Origin of the sequence: Bacillus sp. BS1807G30, from assembly GCF_040047675.1 — a bacterium.
GTDB lineage: Bacteria > Bacillota > Bacilli > Bacillales > Bacillaceae > Bacillus > Bacillus altitudinis.
The window spans coordinates 2,252,205-2,266,780 of the sequence record NZ_CP157353.1; the positions used below are offsets into that span (position 1 = coordinate 2,252,205).

At 41.3% G+C, this 14,576-nt stretch carries 13 protein-coding genes; 2 read left to right on the forward strand and 11 right to left on the reverse strand.

Features of this window, described 5'->3' with window-relative positions:
- Position 1: 1 nt before the first annotated feature.
- On the reverse strand, positions 2 to 1,321 hold the full coding sequence (locus ABG082_RS11615) for a DEAD/DEAH box helicase (RefSeq protein WP_024718822.1): 1,320 nt from the start codon (positions 1,319 to 1,321) through the stop codon (positions 2 to 4).
- 155 nt (positions 1,322 to 1,476) lie between these two features.
- Between ABG082_RS11615 and vrrA the strand changes: the two genes are divergently transcribed.
- Together vrrA and ABG082_RS11625 are read left to right on the forward strand one after the other, a co-directional pair.
- Entirely contained in the window at positions 1,477 to 2,190 is a 714-nt protein-coding gene (gene vrrA, locus ABG082_RS11620; RefSeq protein WP_348936115.1) for a VrrA/YqfQ family protein, read from the forward strand.
- Between the two features lie 156 nt (positions 2,191 to 2,346).
- The gene (locus tag ABG082_RS11625; protein ID WP_348936116.1) at positions 2,347 to 3,291 is read left to right on the forward strand and encodes a 4-hydroxy-3-methylbut-2-enyl diphosphate reductase; all 945 of its coding nucleotides are present in this window, start codon (positions 2,347 to 2,349) and stop codon (positions 3,289 to 3,291) included.
- A gap of 37 nt (positions 3,292 to 3,328) precedes the next feature.
- Here the strand turns inward: ABG082_RS11625 and ABG082_RS11630 are convergent, their stop codons facing one another.
- The 10 genes from ABG082_RS11630 to glyQ all read right to left on the reverse strand — a co-directional run bounded on the left by ABG082_RS11630 (position 3,329) and on the right by glyQ (position 14,468).
- Positions 3,329 to 4,450 (reverse strand): Nif3-like dinuclear metal center hexameric protein, encoded by a 1,122-nt coding sequence (locus tag ABG082_RS11630; RefSeq protein WP_125590945.1) that lies wholly within the window; start codon positions 4,448 to 4,450, stop codon positions 3,329 to 3,331.
- Positions 4,443 to 5,159: a tRNA (adenine(22)-N(1))-methyltransferase TrmK gene (locus tag ABG082_RS11635; protein ID WP_348936117.1), complete on the reverse strand. Its 717-nt coding sequence runs from the start codon at positions 5,157 to 5,159 to the stop codon at positions 4,443 to 4,445. The genes ABG082_RS11630 and ABG082_RS11635 overlap by 8 nt, the downstream gene beginning before the upstream one ends.
- A 120-nt stretch (positions 5,160 to 5,279) precedes the next feature.
- Positions 5,280 to 5,639, reverse strand: coding sequence for a cytochrome c550 (gene cccA / locus ABG082_RS11640; RefSeq protein WP_249668925.1), 360 nt, complete (start codon positions 5,637 to 5,639; stop codon positions 5,280 to 5,282).
- A 301-nt stretch (positions 5,640 to 5,940) separates the two neighbouring features.
- Positions 5,941 to 7,062 carry an RNA polymerase sigma factor RpoD gene (rpoD, locus tag ABG082_RS11645; RefSeq protein WP_008342392.1) on the reverse strand — a complete coding sequence of 374 codons (1,122 nt, stop codon included), beginning with the start codon at positions 7,060 to 7,062 and terminating at the stop codon, positions 5,941 to 5,943.
- Between the two features lie 203 nt (positions 7,063 to 7,265).
- Positions 7,266 to 9,095: a DNA primase gene (gene dnaG / locus ABG082_RS11650; RefSeq protein WP_008342393.1), complete on the reverse strand. Its 1,830-nt coding sequence runs from the start codon at positions 9,093 to 9,095 to the stop codon at positions 7,266 to 7,268.
- 33 nt (positions 9,096 to 9,128) lie between these two features.
- Positions 9,129 to 9,629, reverse strand: coding sequence for a YaiI/YqxD family protein (locus tag ABG082_RS11655; RefSeq protein WP_008342395.1), 501 nt, complete (start codon positions 9,627 to 9,629; stop codon positions 9,129 to 9,131).
- A 261-nt stretch (positions 9,630 to 9,890) separates the two neighbouring features.
- Positions 9,891 to 10,712 (reverse strand): pyruvate, water dikinase regulatory protein, encoded by an 822-nt coding sequence (locus ABG082_RS11660; protein ID WP_008342399.1) that lies wholly within the window; start codon positions 10,710 to 10,712, stop codon positions 9,891 to 9,893.
- 25 nt (positions 10,713 to 10,737) lie between these two features.
- Complete coding sequence (locus ABG082_RS11665; protein ID WP_024423017.1) at positions 10,738 to 11,376, reverse strand: helix-turn-helix transcriptional regulator; 639 nt, start codon at positions 11,374 to 11,376, stop codon at positions 10,738 to 10,740.
- Between the two features lie 166 nt (positions 11,377 to 11,542).
- On the reverse strand, positions 11,543 to 13,588 hold the full coding sequence (gene glyS / locus ABG082_RS11670) for a glycine--tRNA ligase subunit beta (protein ID WP_046527146.1): 2,046 nt from the start codon (positions 13,586 to 13,588) through the stop codon (positions 11,543 to 11,545).
- Positions 13,581 to 14,468: a glycine--tRNA ligase subunit alpha gene (gene glyQ / locus ABG082_RS11675; protein ID WP_003217487.1), complete on the reverse strand. Its 888-nt coding sequence runs from the start codon at positions 14,466 to 14,468 to the stop codon at positions 13,581 to 13,583. The genes glyS and glyQ overlap by 8 nt, the downstream gene beginning before the upstream one ends.
- Positions 14,469 to 14,576 lie beyond the last annotated feature (108 nt).

Genomic DNA, 14,576 nt, shown 5'->3' on the forward strand with positions numbered 1-14,576 from the left:
CCTACTTTCCGTTACGCTTTGACTTTCTACGTTCTTGTCTTTTGATCTTATCCATCTCACGTGTCATTTTCTTTTTATATCCAGGTTTGACGGCTTTCGGTTTTCTGACAAGGCGTTTTGCTTTTTCTTCAATTTCATTTGGTGCTTTTTTACGTCTTTGACGCTTCAAACGATCATCTGCATCTCGCCATTCGCCATGAACAATTGTTTTGTTTTCAAACACAACACCCATTTTTTCAATTTGAACGAGTGCATCCTCATCAGCGAGATCATAAATGGTCATTGCAATGCCAGATGAACCAGCGCGAGCCGTTCTTCCCACACGGTGAACATAAAAATCAAGATCGGATGGGAGCTCATAGTTAATCACGTGGCTGACGCCCTTAATATCAATCCCGCGGGCAGCAAGATCAGATGCCACAATATATGTGAACTCCAAATCTTCAATTTGTTTCATCACTTTTTTACGTTCACGAGGCGTTAAACCGCCATGAAGCACCCCAATTTTCATTCCTTTTTCCTGTAGGAATGAGGCAATTTCATCAACAGTTGATTTTGTATTGGCAAAGATGATCCCTAAATAAGGCTGTACATTCGTCACCATTTCATGAAGTAATTTTAATTTATCTCGTTGTTTAGATGGAACTAAAATATGCTGAATGTTTTCAGCCGTAATGCGTTTCGGTTCAACATGTGCATATTTCGGATTATCCATATATTTTTTGAGGAAAGGTTTTAATTTTTCTGGAATAGTTGCTGAGAACACGAGCATTTGCAACTGTTCTGGCATTTGTGAGCCAATACGATCCACATCTTCTAAAAAGCCCATATCTAGCATAAGGTCTGCTTCATCAATGACAAGAGATGTTGCTTTGTACACATTCAGCGCTTGCTCATGAATAAGATCAGCAATACGTCCAGGAGTGCCGACCACTAAGTGCGGCTGATTCTTTAGCTTTTGAATGGATTTCTGCTTGTCTGTTCCGCCAATGTAAAGCTTTGCCTTGATTTCTTCTTCTGGAGGCGTATTTTTTAAGATCGTTTGTGCTTCTTTAAAAATTTGATTCGCTAATTCTCGTGTTGGTGCAGTAATGACCACTTGTACTTGCTCTTTGCTTGGATCAATTGAATGAATAAGCGGCAATAAATACGCATGGGTTTTTCCTGTTCCTGTTTGAGACTGCCCAATCACACTTTCACCTTTTAAAACAGCAGGTATGATTCTTTTTTGAATATCAGTCGGCTCATAAAAGCCCAGTTCATGAATAGCATCTATAATAAAAGACTTTAATTCATATGTCGTAAATTTCGTTTCTTTCATGTTTTCACTCCTTAAGGCAATGCCTTTTTGCTCATCTCCTCATTATAGCTGATTTTCAGCAAAAAAACCATGTCCGCTTTTCTCACAGGAAACCAAATGATACTTCCTTGCATAACCTATGAAGAGAAAGAGAATGCAGTAAGGGAGGTACAAGTATGTTAGGGCAAAGGCCTATGGGCGATTTTCAGCCGCATCGCCCCTCACGCCGGCACCTTGGAAATGGCGGACAGCCCGGGATTTTTCAGCGGAGACAGCAGGCTCCGATCGAACAGCCTTTTCAAGGGCAAGGCAACCAATTTCAACAAATGATGCCTCGCTCTCCGTCTGTACAAGGCGGCGGTCTACGCGGGATGGGTGGCATTCCTGGAGGCGAAAGCCGTGCACTAGGCGGCGGAGCCGGAATTAAGGGCATGCTGGCAAAATTTCTTCCTGGAGCTGGAGGAGCAGGGATCTCTGGAGCTGGAGGTGGTGCGGGATTACAAGGAATCCAGAACTTCGCAAACCCTGCGAACCTTTCAAGCATGTTAGGAAATGTTCAAAAAGTACTCGGAATGGCGCAGCAATTCACGCCTATGATTCAGCAATACGGTCCTTTAGTCAGAAATTTGCCTGCCATGATTAAACTCTATAGCCAGCTTGGCAGTGCGGATGATGATGAAACAAATACGAATGATGCAGACGAAGAACCAAAAGAAATCACTGCAGAAACAGACGTTCCTCACGAACCAGTTGATGATGAAATAGAAGAAGGAAAAGAAGAAGAACCAGAGGACATCCTTGTCAAAAAAACCACTGTACACACATCAGCTGCTCCTGAAGCAAAACCGACAAAAAGATCGGGCAGTTCCATTCCGAAACTATATGTCTAGTGATCTTTTAAAGGCGAAGTGTTTCCCATGTATAACAATCTTTGATATATGCGCTTACTTTGGCTATAATGAAGGAAGAGAATGATCAAAAGCCGTTTTTCACGGCTTTTTATATTGTTCTTCTCTAGCAGCACTTCCCTACAGGAGGACGAATAAATGAATGTAATTAAAATTTCGCCGCGTGGCTATTGCTATGGCGTTGTAGATGCAATGGTCATTGCTAAAAATGCCGCACTTGATAAAAACTTGCCACGCCCAATTTATATATTAGGTATGATTGTGCACAACAAACATGTCACAGATGCCTTCGAAGAAGATGGAATTTACACACTGGACGGACCAAACCGTCTAGATATTTTAAAACAGGTTGAAAGTGGCACAGTGATTTTCACCGCTCACGGCGTATCTCCTGAAGTCCGTCAAATTGCAGAAGAAAAAGGCCTTGTCGCCATTGATGCAACCTGTCCAGATGTCACGAAAACACATGAACTCATTTCAGAAAAAACAGCTGATGGATATGACATTATTTATATCGGGAAAAAGGGTCACCCTGAGCCAGAAGGAGCCGTCGGTGTTGCACCTGACAAAGTGCACCTTGTCGAATCAGAAGCTGATATTAAAGCGCTCGATTTAACGTCAGATAAACTGCTCATCACCAATCAGACAACAATGTCTCAGTGGGATGTTCATGATCTGATGGAGCTCATTAAAGAAAAATATCCTCACGTCGAGTACCATCAAGAAATCTGCCTTGCGACACAGGTACGTCAGGAAGCTGTGTCACAGCAAGCAGGCCAAGCCGATCTGACCATTGTGGTCGGCGATCCAAAAAGCAATAACTCAAATCGTCTGGCGCAAGTGTCAATGGAGATTGCAGGAACGCAGGCTTACCGAATTGGTGATCTCAGTGAGCTAAAGCTTGAATGGCTCCAAGGGGTAAAAACAGTTGCCGTTACTGCAGGTGCTTCCACACCAACACCTATTACAAAAGAAGTCATTCGTTTCTTAGAAAACTACGAACCTGATGATGAATCAACATGGAAAATTGAACGGACGGTTCCTCTTTCTAAGATATTACCTCGCGTGAAAACAAAGAAATAACAAAAACGTCAGAGCTGCTATGCTCTGACGTTTTTGTTTACACAAATTGAAACGGGTTTGTGTTTGATTCTGATACAAAGAATTGCACATCATATTTTTTATCTGTACATAGCGATTCTAGCTTTGTCTTCACGCCCTCTTTCATGATCTTTTCTGCGTAATGACCCGGGTCCACTACATTCAGTCCGAGCATCATGGCATCGTGAGCGACATGGAAATAAAGGTCGCCAGTCACGTACACATCTGCACCCATTCTTTTCGCTTGATGGATATATTTATTTCCGTCTCCTCCAAGCACAGCTACTTTTTTCACGATCGCTTCCTGATCTCCTACAAAACGCGCTCCATTCACATCTAACTTCGTTTTCACAAATTGAGTGAAGTCTTTAAGTGTCATAGGTTCTTTTAATTCTCCAATACGGCCAAGGCCTTTTTGAATAGGAGGAAGATCTGTCGTATGAACACTGTAAGCCACTTCTTCATAAGGATGTGCTTTGATCATTTCACGAATCACTTGTTTTTCAATACTTGCTGGGAAAATGGTTTCGATTCGTACTTCTTTCACAAATTCCAATTTACCCGTCTCACCAATAAATGGCACAGCTTCTTCTGATGGCAGAAAACTGCCTGTCCCTTCATTTGAAAAAGCGCAATGACTATAGTTGCCAATATGGCCAGCTCCCGCATTTCCTAAAGCCGTCCTGATGGCCTCTTCAAATTCCACTGGAACATACAAGGCTAGCTGCTTAATTGGATCTTCGTATGTTGGAACTAGCACTTTTGTTTCCCCGAGCTCTAAAGCCTCTGCAAGCAAGTCATTAACTCCCCCATCAGCCACATCCAGGTTTGTATGTGCTACATACACCGCAATATCATGTTTGATGCATTTCTCAATGATCCGTCCTGCCGGCTGATCTGTCGCCACATGTTTTAATGGACGGAAAATTGGCGGATGGTGGGCAATAATGAGATCCACCTTCCGCTCAATTGCCTCATCTACCACATTTTCTAATACATCTAAGGTGATCATGACATTGGTCACTTTTTTATTCAGCGTTCCAATCTGGAGCCCGATTTTATCACCTTCCACCGCATATGCCTTTGGTGAAAATTGCTCAAATAATTGGATGATTTCATGCCCGTTCACTGTTTTAGCCAACAGTCAAAACCTCCTTTAGCATTTTTATTTTCGCATTCAGTTCTTTCAGACGTTCTTTGTTCTCTTCCGTCGGCGCTGCTTGTTGAATCTGGCCTTCTATATGCTCCATGTGCTGGAGCTCATTCATCCATTTGCGCCGGAAGACATCATTATGTTCTTTGGCAAGAAACGGACCAACGAGTATGCCTGTTTCAATCGACATGCCTTCATAAGCTTTATCTTTGTCGCCAGTTTCGGCAATGATGATTTCGTATATCTTGCCATCCTCTTCTAAAATCACTTCATCCATCAGTTCATACCCCTCTTGATAGAGCCATAAACGAATATGGTGAGCATGAATATTAGGCTGAAGAATAAGCCGCTCCTGCCCTGTGAGCTTGTGTTTACCTTCATTTAGAATGCTTGCAATGAGTGCTCCGCCCATTCCTGCAATCGTGACAGCATTCACCTCGCCTTTTTCAATCACTTCAAGGCCATTTCCTTTTCTGACTGAAATCTGCTCATCTAATTCAAGCCTATGTACTTGCTGCTTCGCAGATTGAAGCGGTCCATCAGTAATTTCACCAGCAATGGCTTTCAATGCTTTATGATGTAATATCGCATAACATGGCAAATAGGCATGATCTGAGCCAATATCAGCAAAGACCGCCTCTTTTGGTAAAAAGTCTGCGACTCTTTTTAATCGTTTTGACAAATTCATTTCATTCATCCATATCACTACTTTTCTTTAATGTTCATACTTGTCTATCTTATATAAATTATGGACTTTTTAAAAGTCGTTTTCAAATGAAAAAAGCTCTTCTGATGAAAAAGAGCTTTTTGCGCTTTATTATTTAATTTTGGATACCCATTCTGACATTTCATCGAGCTTTTCATTCGGAATTAGCCCGCCCGGCATCCCATTTCCGCCTTCTTGAATTTTTTTCTTGATGTCTGCTACTTCAAGCTTCTCGCCAACACCTTTTAATGCAGGACCAGCGCCACCTTCGTAGTTTTCCCCATGACAGCTAATACAGTTCTGCTTATACAATTCTTCCGGCGTCGCATTTGCGGTCTCTTCTTGCTTTTGCTCTTTGCCCCCAGAGGCAATTTTGTCTTCATCTTTCAGCCCCTTCATTGATAAGAAAAAAGTGAGTCCAATACCTAAAATGGCAATCAATAAGAATGGTATAAGTGGATTCCGTTTCATTTCTTTCATCCTCCCCTTTGTGAAAAACCCCTTTGAGACTATGCAAACAATTCTAATTCTACTTTAATTTTACAAAAAGTAAACGAATTATGATACAAAACTTTGGTCAAGTTCACAGATTAGACAAAAATGATTCAAAATGAGAAATGAAGCCTTCAGCACATTTAGATGTATTTTTTATACATCTTTTCTCTAAGAACGTTGCAAATTCATTTGTTATTCAGTAAAATATAATCAGGTCAAAAAAGCGTTTTCATTTTGATGAAGAAAGAACGGATCTCTCTCAAGATCCGTCCGGTTTCTATTCTAAGAAGTCTTTTAATCGTTTACTTCTGCTTGGGTGTCTTAATTTACGAAGAGCTTTCGCTTCAATTTGGCGAATACGCTCTCTTGTTACGCCAAACACCTTTCCTACCTCTTCTAATGTGCGTGTTCTTCCGTCATCTAGTCCGAAACGCAGTCTCAGCACATTTTCTTCACGGTCCGTTAGCGTATCTAATACATCTTCAAGCTGCTCTTTTAAGAGCTCATAGGCAGCATGGTCTGATGGAGAAGTCGCCTCTTGGTCTTCGATAAAATCACCAAGATGCGAGTCATCTTCCTCACCAATAGGTGTTTCTAAAGATACTGGCTCTTGCGCAATTTTAAGAATTTCTCTTACTTTCTCTGGTGTTAAATCCATGTCTTCCGCAATTTCTTCTGGCGTTGGTTCTCTACCTAGATCTTGTAGAAGCTGTCTTTGAACACGGATTAATTTATTAATGGTTTCCACCATATGAACCGGGATCCGGATTGTTCTCGCCTGATCGGCAATCGCACGTGTGATCGCCTGTCTAATCCACCATGTCGCATATGTTGAGAATTTGTATCCTTTGCGGTAATCAAACTTCTCAACCGCCTTCATGAGCCCCATGTTTCCTTCTTGAATCAAGTCAAGGAACAGCATACCACGACCAACATAACGTTTCGCAATGCTGACAACGAGACGAAGGTTCGCTTCCGCTAATCTTCTTTTTGATTCCTCATCGCCTTCTTCAATCTTTTGAGCATACGTAATCTCTTCTTTAGCAGATAGCAAATTGACGCGCCCGATCTCTTTTAAATACATACGAACAGGATCATTAATTTTGACGCCTGGTGGTACGCTTAAATCATTCAGGTCAAATTCCTCTTCTGCCTTAGCCAGCTGCTGAACATTTGGGTCTTCAGTCTCTTCATTTTCACTGATGAGTTCTACACCCTGTTCGCCTAAGTATTCATAGTATTCATCCATCTGGTCTGATTCAATTTCAAAGCTAGACATACGCTCTGCAATTTCTTCGTATGTTAAAACGCCCCGTTTTTTACCCGTTTCAGTGAGCTTATCTCTCACCTGTTCAAAGGTTAATTCAGTTTCAGTTTCGTGGGCTTGTTTATCAGCCATTATGGATCCCTCCTTCCAAAGCTTGCAACGAATTCTAAAGTAACTTGCGATTTGCTTCTGCTCTGCCTTTCTCTCTCTATCAAACAGAATGAGCAAATAGGAATAAAATAAATAATGATGAAGGCAAGATGCTTGCGGTCTTATGCTCCTCCCATTAAAGGATTCATTGCCAGCCGTAAGTCTTGTCATAAATAGTAGACGTATTACTTCAGCGAACGGTTCAACTGAATAATTTCTTTTGCAAGTGTTGCCGCTTTGAAGAAATCTTTTTGCCTCTCCGCCTCTGCACGTTCTAGTTCTTTTTCCTTTATCATTGACAAATTCCGATGATTCAACACTTTTTTTACATAATCACTTAATTCAGCTTCACTTAGTTCGTCTCCAACTTGAATCATGAATATATCCGTCAGGAGCTGATTGATCACATCATCTTCTATACGGTTCATCAGATGCTGCGGGGTCGGCTCCTTGCCTTCTTCATACAATGCATAAATGTATGTTGCCAGCGCTCTGTGCGAATCTATATTAAATTCAAACCCTATCCTATCAAGCACTTTTCGGATCACGTCATCATTTTTCAACATATGTGCAAGGAGCATTCGCTCTGCGTTTTCATATGCCGGCCTTAGACGTTTTCGTCTTACCTGTGTTGACAGATGTGCACGCCGCTTTTCAAGCCCATTTTCTTCTTGCGAGCTCTTGGCCTCTTGTCGCTGCTGCTTTTCAAAAAGCTCCAATTGCTCCTTTAATGAGTCAAGTGAAATGGAGAACTCCCCGGCCAGCTGCTTCATGTAAATCTCTTGTTCCAAGGAACCGTTTAATCGGCTGATTTCTCGGAGAACCTGCTTCATGTAAGTCAGGCGGTCTCCTTCGTCAGACAAATTCTTTCCTCTTCGGAAAAAATTCATCTTAAATGTCATTAATGTCACGCTTGCATCTATGATGTCATTCCTAAATTTCTCGCCGCCATATTTACGAATGTAATCATCTGGATCAAGTCCATCTGGTATCATGGCAACGCGAACTTTACATCCTCTTTTTCCAAGCAAATCTGATGCTTTCATGGTCGCTTCATATCCGGCCGTGTCAGAGTCATAACATAAAATGATCTCTTCTACGTTCCGCCTAAGAAGCTTTACGTGCTCTTCTGTTAAAGACGTACCCATTGTTGCAACACTTTCGCCAACACCACTTGTGACAGCCGAGATGACGTCAGCAAATCCTTCGAAAAGGACTGCACGTTCGCGTTTTCTAATATGCATACGCGCGTCATGAAAGTGATAAAGCAGCTTACTTTTATGAAAAAGTGGCGTTTCAGGACTATTCATATACTTTGGCTGCTGATCACCAAGTGATCTTCCAGAAAAAGCGACGACCGTCCCGTGATGATCATGAATTGGAAACATGACACGATCTCTAAAGCGGTCAAAAAAACCTGTGCCGTTTTCTCGTTGAATCAAAAGACCAGCCTTCTCCATCATCGCAGGATCAAACCCTCGTTTTTCTAAAAACTTGGTCACGAAATCCCACGAGTCGAGAGCATACCCGATCTCAAACTTGGCAATTGTTTCATCCGTAAAGCCCCTGGACCTTAAATAATCGAGTGCGTTTTGACCTTCCTTTGTATTTACCAGCAAATGGTGGTAAAATTTCTTAAGAAGCTCATGCGCCTCAATCATTTTATGATCTGCTGTATCCTCTTGCTGTGAGGAACTGATCTGCGCATTCGCTACATGATCCGGCAAATCAATATGGTACTTATCAGCAACATGTGAAACGGCTTCAATAAATGAGTAGCCTTCCATTTGTCTGAGGAACGAAAATACATTACCTCCTGCACCACAGCCAAAACAATGGAAGATTTGCTTATCTGCTGAAACAGAGAATGAAGGAGTATTTTCACCATGGAATGGACAAAGACCGAAGTAATTCCGACCTTGTTTTCTAAGCTGTACGTATTCTCCAATCACTTCGACAATGTCTGCGTTTTTTTGGATTTGCTCCAAAAGTTCATCTGGTATACGTTTGCTCATCCTAATAACACTCCGTCGTACATTATTCGCCTTTTAATTCAAAAATCCTTCATGATTCGACAGGATTTTTTGTAGTTGGGCAATAAATCGCTTTTTATCCTCTTCTAAAAGCTTTTTGGGACCTTTTCCGTATACACCTTTTCTTCGCTGTTTACTGGAAACATGCCTGCGTTCCAAATCAAAATCAATTGTTTCGTTTGTGTACATTCGTCCTCTTTCAGACAGAACAATGACTTGTCTTGGAAGCAGTAAGGAGGCCAGACCAATATCCTGGGTGACGACAATATCGTGCTTGACAGCTAAGTTCGCAATGACTAAATCTGCTGCTTCCTTATGTGTATCAACAAACCGCCAATCTTCAAGTGGTGATCGTTTGGTTTGAAAATGCTCATATGAAGCAATGAAAGTCACAGGTACTTGAAATTGAGATGCGACAGAAAGGATTTCGTCTTTTACAGGACAAGCATCTGCATCGACATAAATCGTCCTTTCTTTTTTACGTTCATTCAGGTGACTAATTCTCCATCCCTCCACCTTATTCCTGCTTTAGAGAAGCAAAAAGACCATACTTTTCCCCCATAAAGCAATTAACAGTAAAACTCATTTTGTCGAAAAGTTATGTTCAGAATCACTTGACTTCTGCCAATATTAGTTTATTCGTTCTTGACTTAACTTAAACCTAAAATCAATCATTTTATCACAATTTTTTATTATAATACAAATGCAGCAAATATGCTATTGTTTTTGTTTACCCGTTTCCCACCATAGGAAAAACCCAGGAGGAGCATCCTGAGTTTATTCGGAACCTCTTTTGGTCAGCATTTGATGAATGACATTTGCTGTCTCCTCAACTGCTTTATTCGATACATCAACAACTTGACAGTTAATTCGGTCAACCACTTTTTCAAAATATTCTAGTTCCTCTTTAATCCGCTCGATATTCGCATAAATGGCACGGTCATTTAAACCGAGTGATTTTAAACGTTCTTTACGGATATGATTTAGTTTGTCTGGACTAATTTTCAGGCCGATGCATTTTTTTGGATCAACTGAGAATAACTCCTCTGGCGGATCAACTTCAGGAACAATCGGAACGTTTGCTACCTTCAAGCGTTTATGTGCTAAGTATTGAGAAAGTGGTGTCTTAGACGTACGTGATACACCAATCAGCACAATATCAGCCTTTAGAATACCTCTTGGGTCCCGGCCATCATCATATTTCACAGCGAACTCAATGGCTTCTACCTTTTTAAAATAGTCCTCATCTAATTGACGTACACGACCTGGCTCATGTTTCGCTTCATTTCCATATGCCGTCTCCATTTTATCAATAAGTGGACCGATAATGTCATAGTACACGACGCCATTGGCTTCTGCTTCTTCTATTAAGAATTGGCGCATTTCTGGTACAACAAGAGTAAAGCAGACGATCCCATTATCTGCTTTCGCCAGTGAAATGACTTCTTTAATCGTACCAACATCCTCTACATATGGGATTCTTCTAATATTTGAATGGTCGGATGAGCCGCCATCAAATTGGCTAAGTGCCGCTTTGACCACGAGCTCTGCCGTTTCTCCTACTGAATCTGATACAACAAAAATTACGCGATTACTCATAACATCCCCTCGCAGTCTTCTGTAATTAGATAATTTCGTTCTCTGATAAGCTAACAAGTATTTTCGTCATGTTTGTTTTCGTAATTCTGCCGACAACTTCAAAGCCTTTATCCGTATCTTTTATAACAGGAAGTGCATCTATTTGCTTTTCAATCAAGTGCTTGGCCACATCCATAATAAAATCTTCTTTGCGGCAAACGGTAATGTTCGGCATTCTTGTCATAATAATATGGACAGGTATAGATGGAAGCTCTTGTTTCCCAATACTTGCTCGAAGGAGGTCTTTTCTTGATAACACGCCTGTTAAAATAGAGTGATCGTCCACAACGAATAATGTGCCCACATCCTCTAAAAACATCGTACAAATCGCATCATAAACCGAAACATTCTCGTGTATCACGACCGGAATGGACTGAAAATCTTTCACTTGAAGTTTTTTCAGCTTATCTGCCAGAAGCTGCGTGCCTGTTTTGCCTGTAAAAAAGTAGCCGACCCTTGGTCTTGCTTCTAAAAAGCCAGACATCGTTAAAATGGCTAAATCCGGTCTGAGGGTAGCCCTTGTTAAGTTCAGCCGATCGGCGATATGCTCTCCAGTGATCGGACCATTCTCTTTGACAATCTGTAAAATCTGCTCTTGCCGTTTATTTAACTCGATTGTACTCACCACCTTTAAATAGAGAGAGCGAATCCTTACTTTATGTATATCAATTTCATAACTCATCATATTATAGCGCATCTTCGTCCGAATGAAACAAAAATCCACTCAAAAACCGTGAATTAAATGAGTAAAAAACGATTGCCCTTCGAAAAAGGCAACCGTTCTTAGGTATTTATTTTACAATTAAATTGTTCATATTCGCAAATGATTGAATGACTTTTGCAAGTTTGACCATTTGTGCCAAACGATTTTGTTTCAGTTTTTCATCATCGGCATGAACCATGGTATGGTCGAAATAATGAACAATTGGTGCCTTTAACGTATCTAACGCTTCAAGTGCTGAATGGTACTGTCCACTTGCCATATGCTCGTTGACGGCTTTTTCCGCTTGCTGATACGCTTCAAATAGCTTTTGTTCGTGTTCATTTTCAAACAGTTCAGGCTGAATCTGTGCGTCTTCCCCTTTTTTACTGATTGAAATGACGCGGCCTAGTGCCTCAGCCGTTTCTTTGAAACTTTCCTGTTTCACGCTCTCTTCAAGAACAGCCGCTTTTTTCACAACCGCATATGGTTCAATATTTTCAACATCAAGGACTGCTTCCACCACGTCATGACGGATATGTTCTGCTTGGAGAACATATTTCAAACGGTGTGTTAAAAATTCAATGAGAGCCGCTTCATGTTTTGTCTCTACTTGAGCTAGTGCTAAAAGCTCTTTAAATGAAAGATTCCATTGGCGGTCTAGCAGGATTTGAACGATACCGCTCGCTTGTCTTCTTAATCCATAAGGATCTTGAGAGCCTGTTGGAATGACATCAATTGAGAAGAATGAACAAATAGAATCTAGCTTATCCGCCACTGCAACAATCGCCCCAATAAGTGTTGACGGCGCATCGTCACCGGCAAAGCGCGGCATATAGTGCTCGTTGATACTCTTTGCCACTTCTTCATGCTCGCCAAGTGCTCTAGCATATTTTTCACCCATGATTCCTTGCAGTTCTGGGAATTCATAGACCATCTGAGTCACAAGATCAAATTTAGAAATACTGGCTGCTCTTGCAGCGCGTTTAGACGTTTCTTCATCTGCACCCACATGATCTGCTAGGCGGACGGCAATGTCTGTTACTCTTTTCAGCTTGTCGCCAATCGTACCAAGTTTCTCATGGAATACGACTTTATCAAGCTTTTGAATATTGTCTTCAATGACGAGTTTTTCGTCTTCTTTATAGAAAAATGCCGCATCTGATAAACGTGCACGAAGAACCTTTTCGTTCCCTCTTGCCACATTTTCAAGTGCCTCACTGTTTCCATTTCTGACCGTAATAAAGTGCGGCAGTAATTCCCCTTGTTCATTTTTCACAGGGAAATAACGCTGATGCTCTTTCATTGTCGTGACAAGCACTTCTTCCGGCAGCGCAAGAAATTCTTCTTCAAAAGAACCAAATAGAACGGTTGGATATTCAACGAGATCGTTCACTTCTTCTAGAAGCTCAGGATCAACTGGAATGACCCAGCCTTTTTCGGAAGAAAGGGCATGTAATTGCTCAGTAATTAATTGTTTTCTTTTATCTGAATCTACAATGACAAATTGATCTCTTAATGTTTGCTCATAAGAAGCTGGTGTGTCAATGCTGGCTGTCGTCCCTAGGAAACGATGTCCTCTAGTCTCCCGTCCGCTTTTCACTCCTGCAATTTCGACAGGAATGATCTCTTGACCAAATAAACAAACAATCCATTTAATTGGACGGATATAGCGTAAATCCTCGCTTCCCCATCTCATGTTCTTTGGAAAACTCAATGAAGCGGCAATGTCACCCAATGCTGGAAGAAGGTCTTTGACTTGCTTTCCTTCTTGAAACTTTTGGACATGGACATAATCCACACCTTTAATGTCTTTGAAATAAAGATCATCTGTTGAAGCGCCTTGTCCGCGGGCAAAACCTTCGGCAGCTTTTGTCCAATTGCCTTCAGCATCTTGAGCAATCTTTTTAGCCGGTCCTTTTGCTTCTTCTTTGATGTCCTCTTGTTTTTCTGCAACACCTTTGACGAGTACAGCTAGACGTCTTGGTGAATTAAATAAAGCAACGTCTTCGAATGAAATATTTTGCGCTACGAACCAAGCTTTTACTTTGTCACCTAGCTGCTTTGTGCTTTCTGGCATGAAACGAGCCGGCATCTCTTCTAAGCCGATTTCAAGTAATACATCTTGTTTATTCATGAGAAGCCGCCTCCTCTTTTAGCATAGGGAATCCTAGTTTTTCTCGTTCTTCGTAATATGTTTTGGCTACTTTTCTCGCTAACTGACGTACTCTTCCGATATAACCTGTTCGCTCAGTCACAGAAATCGCGCCTTTGGCATCAAGCAGGTTAAAGGTGTGAGAACATTTGAGTACATAATCATATGCCGGGTGAACAAGCCCTTTGTCCATTTGGCTATGTGCTTCTTTTTCATATGTTGTAAATAAATCGAACAGCATATCCGTATTAGATGTTTCAAACGTATACACAGAATGCTCGTATTCAGCCATTAAGAATAAATCTCTTACAGTAAAGCCATCTGTCCATTCAAGGTCAAACACATTTTCTTTGTCCTGAATGTAAGAAGCAAGGCGCTCAATTCCGTATGTGATTTCAACAGAAACTGGCTTACATTCTAAACCGCCAACTTGCTGGAAATACGTAAATTGCGTAATTTCCATTCCATCAAGCCAAACTTCCCAGCCAAGTCCTGCACAGCCAAGAGATGGGTTTTCCCAGTTGTCTTCAACAAAACGGATATCATGTTTCAGCGGGTCAATGCCAAGCGCCTTCAATGATTCTAGATACAGTTCTTGAATATTGTCAGGTGATGGCTTAATGATCACTTGAAATTGATGATGCTGATACAATCTGTTTGGGTTTTCTCCATATCTGCCATCAGCCGGGCGTCTTGAAGGTTCTACATAGGCTACCTTCCATGGCTCTGGTCCAATGCTTCTGAGGAACGTGTATGGACTCATCGTTCCAGCACCTTTTTCTGTGTCATATGCCTGCATTAATACGCAGCCTTCATTTGACCAATGCTTTTGCAGTGTCAAAATCATGTCTTGAATATTCAATGATCGCACCTCCATCTTTTTTACACCATCCGCTATGTATGGCGGTGGGGCCTAGAACCTTTTTGCAAAACACAAAAACTCCCGTCTCTATGCTCACAAGGTTCCTTG

Bases quoted from the DNA above. Each gene is read 5' to 3' on its own strand.
- ABG082_RS11615 (WP_024718822.1), bottom strand. From the start codon at position 1,321: ATGAAAGAAACGAAATTTACGACATATGAATTAAAGTCTTTTATTATA.
- vrrA (WP_348936115.1), top strand. From the start codon at position 1,477: ATGTTAGGGCAAAGGCCTATGGGCGATTTTCAGCCGCATCGCCCCTCA.
- ABG082_RS11625 (WP_348936116.1), top strand. From the start codon at position 2,347: ATGAATGTAATTAAAATTTCGCCGCGTGGCTATTGCTATGGCGTTGTA.
- ABG082_RS11635 (WP_348936117.1), bottom strand. From the start codon at position 5,159: ATGAATGAAATGAATTTGTCAAAACGATTAAAAAGAGTCGCAGACTTT.
- cccA (WP_249668925.1), bottom strand. From the start codon at position 5,639: ATGAAACGGAATCCACTTATACCATTCTTATTGATTGCCATTTTAGGT.
- rpoD (WP_008342392.1), bottom strand. From the start codon at position 7,062: ATGGCTGATAAACAAGCCCACGAAACTGAAACTGAATTAACCTTTGAA.
- dnaG (WP_008342393.1), bottom strand. From the start codon at position 9,095: ATGAGCAAACGTATACCAGATGAACTTTTGGAGCAAATCCAAAAAAAC.
- ABG082_RS11660 (WP_008342399.1), bottom strand. From the start codon at position 10,712: ATGAGTAATCGCGTAATTTTTGTTGTATCAGATTCAGTAGGAGAAACG.
- glyS (WP_046527146.1), bottom strand. From the start codon at position 13,588: ATGAATAAACAAGATGTATTACTTGAAATCGGCTTAGAAGAGATGCCG.